Below are 3,219 nucleotides of genomic sequence, written 5' to 3' on the forward strand. Positions count from 1 at the left end.
AGATACCCCACCCGCCTTACGGCACCCTCCCCGATGCTTTGGGGAGGGTGCCGTAAGGCGGGTGGGGTATCTGTCGCAAACATTTTTTGAATCGGTATTAGATTATTGCGATCGCTTGTATTCTTCTAGTAATTTTGGCAAGTAATCGTAGCCATCGACACCAATGAATTTAATGATTTGAGTTCGAGAATTGGCTATTACTTGTTCTAAAGTTTCATTGCCTAATTTACTTTGTAAAATTGTCAGCAAACCAGCGGCTTGTCGCCACTCTGGGGCAACGATTTGTTCTAATAAATACATACCCAAGCAGCTATTGTATACCGCCGGTTCTAAATGATTCAGGTTGTAATGACTTTCTGCTAAATACAAAAAGTTTAATCCCTGGAGATATTTGTCACCAGAAAATTGCACTGCCTCAGTACCTTTTTGTAAGTATTCTATGGCAGTTTGGGGTTTTTCTAAGGTGATGTGGGCAATACCAAGACTGGTGTAACAAAGGGCTTGGATTTGGTGTGCAGCCATCATACCAAATGCAGAATCACGCAATTTTTCTGACAATTCCAAACCTCGATGCAAGTATTCTATTGCTTGTTGATAAATATCTAATTCTATGCGTTCTGTCTGTTGGGCTGCAAACACTTGGCTATAGCCTAAAGTTGCTAAGGCGTGGGCTTCTCCCAAGCGTTGCCCGGTTTGACGTGCTAAAATTAACGCTCTCTGGCTATAATCAATTGCCTGAGAATAATCTTTTTGGGCAACGCAAACACGGCTAGTGTGGTTAAGATTGGCAATTTCACAAGGCCGATCCCCGGCTTGGCGGGCAATTTCTAAAGCTTGGTGGTGAAATGAGTTGGCTTGTGGATATTTACCTAAAATAAATTGAGAATAACCCAATAGTGTTAGTATCCTGGCTTTTTCTTGAGTACCTTCCACTTCTTTGAGTGGTATATCTAAGTAATTGATGGTATCCTGCAACGCATCTCTCCCGAACAAGGCAAATACTCCGCCGTAAAGGGGAAAGTATTGACGATGGGCAAAAGTTCTGAGAATTTGTAAAACGATTTGAAAACAGGCCTTGGCTAATTCTTCACCTTTGGTGGGATGCATATTGGTAGCGACACGAAAAGCATGAGATAACTCGCACCAAACTACAGCAAAACTCAAAAAAGTGGCAATGGACGCAGATGTTCCCCATTGAGAATCATAGGGTTGTCTTTCAAACCAATTAACCAAGCTTTGCTGTATTCGTTGGACAATTATTGTTAACTCCACCCAATCTTTGATGTTGATATCAGACTGACGGACAATTACTTCTGTTGCAGATATGCCATCAGCTAATGTAGAAAATAATATTTGTGTCAATGGGCTGCTGACTTTTTGTGCCCATGAAGCCCAAGGTTCTTGTTTTGGTTGGGACTGTGTTAATTCTAGTGGTGTTTTTCTTGGTTCGTAAATCCAACTAACAAGAGATGGTTCTAATTGCTGATAGGATTCAACACCGCTAGCAATGCCGATGGCTAATTGTTCTATTTGTTGTTTTCGTTCAAAATCTTCATCAACAGATACCGCTATTTTTAATTCTTGGGCTAGTTTTTGCAGTTGATTTTGGCTGAAAATTTGGTTTTGGTTGGGATCGATGATTTGTAACAAAACTGAAAAACGAGAAGCTTCTGAAGCTGTGAGAATTTGTTGCACAGCTGCGGTGACTGCGGCTTGATTGCGTTTTTGTTTTTCGATGCGTTCCCATTCGCTTTGAATACTCTGTAATGCTTTGAGGGTACGATTTAACCGCGCTTTTTTTAACTCAGGAGTTTCTCTTTGAAACAACTCTGGAGAAATTTTCACCTTATTTAGTTGAGATTGGGTAGAATTCAAGCGATCGCTCAAACAGCGTTCAAAGATTTCGCCATTACCAGTACCAATATTTTCTATTAATTTACGATATATATATTCTTGACAACTGATTTCACCTTTCAGTGTCGTCGTCACAATTTCTTCTATTAGTTTTTGATAGCTATCACATAGATAATTAGGTATGGCTTCTGTGGTGGATTCTGCTACTATATTATCTATTGGTAAACTCGAATTAGAATTTACTAAATTTTCTTGATTGTTAGTAAATTTAGGTATACCTTCTTGATTTTCTGTTGTTGAATTTTTCTGAAAATTTCTCGATTTTGATAGGTGATAATCTGCTAAAGAACCACAACTAAATTCTTCAATAAAACGGTCTATTTTCGCAGTTAAATAAAGTTGGCGTTGACGATATTTTTGATACCAAAAAGCAGAGATAGAAAAACCTGCAATAGCTCCTATGCCAATTCCTATAAGAGCTAACTTTGGAAGTTCCAATGTTTCATTTTGTCTTTCAGATTTTAAGGTTACATGAGAAGATGCACTTTCAGCAACAGAATAGTCACTTTTGTAACTTAATTCAATACTAGTTACCATCACCGCCGACAGGATAAACCTAAATATTACCTTTGATTTCCACATACTTTGACAATTGACAAATATGTCGTCTTTTTTGGATTAATTCGGATTTGAAGTCACAGAATAAAGCCTAGTAAAAAGATGTTTTTACTAGACGCAAAGCACGATTATAGACAGTGTTTTTGCCACAATTTCATACTTTTAAACATGGGTTTTCCTGTTAAGAGTTGCCTTTGAAAAATTATGAATTAGGTCTGATGTGAATTATTCAAATCAACAAAATATCAAGAATTATCCGCTCTGTATAGACTAGCAATTGCAACGTCTCTACTACAACGATAAATCAAGGTTTTTAGCGTCTAATAACCCACATTATGCGTGAATTACAAATTAATAATTATTCTGTCACCACAAAAAATAACTGACTATTTACAAGGCATTAAAAGCTTGTAGCATTCAGTATTTCTTTATTTTACTTTTAACTTTTGCCTTTTGCCTTGTTCTACAAAGTCTCTTTATTTACTGCCAACGAACTTTAACTCATGAATAGAAAATAAACTTTCTCAACCGTAATTTCGAGTAGGTATTCTTAATTCTTAACATTTGTGTATGTAGCAATGCCGCCAAAGCAAGATGCAACAGCAGTTCAAGCATACTTTGGGGCATAAACCTAATTTTATAACTCAAACAGCAACAGAGTTTCAAGATCCTTAGAGGATGTTTGAAAAGTCATGATTGATGTATCAAATATTTTTACCCCACCCTAACCCTCCCCTTATAAAGGGG

The 3,219-nt window shown here is 37.4% G+C and carries 1 protein-coding gene; it reads right to left on the reverse strand.

The genetic code is table 11. The annotated features are described in order from the left end of the window. Window positions 1-102: 102 nt before the first annotated feature. Window positions 103-2,451: a tetratricopeptide repeat protein gene (locus tag GNE10_RS33285; protein WP_185570324.1), complete on the reverse strand. Its 2,349-nt coding sequence runs from the start codon at window positions 2,449-2,451 to the stop codon at window positions 103-105. Between the last annotated feature and the right edge of the window lie 768 nt (window positions 2,452-3,219).

The organism is Nostoc sp. 2RC (assembly GCF_014222165.1).
GTDB classification, from domain to species: domain Bacteria; phylum Cyanobacteriota; class Cyanobacteriia; order Cyanobacteriales; family Nostocaceae; genus Nostoc; species Nostoc linckia.

Coding starts and splice junctions, on each gene's coding strand:
- GNE10_RS33285 (WP_185570324.1), bottom strand. CDS start 2,451: ATGGTAACTAGTATTGAATTAAGTTACAAAAGTGACTATTCTGTTGCT.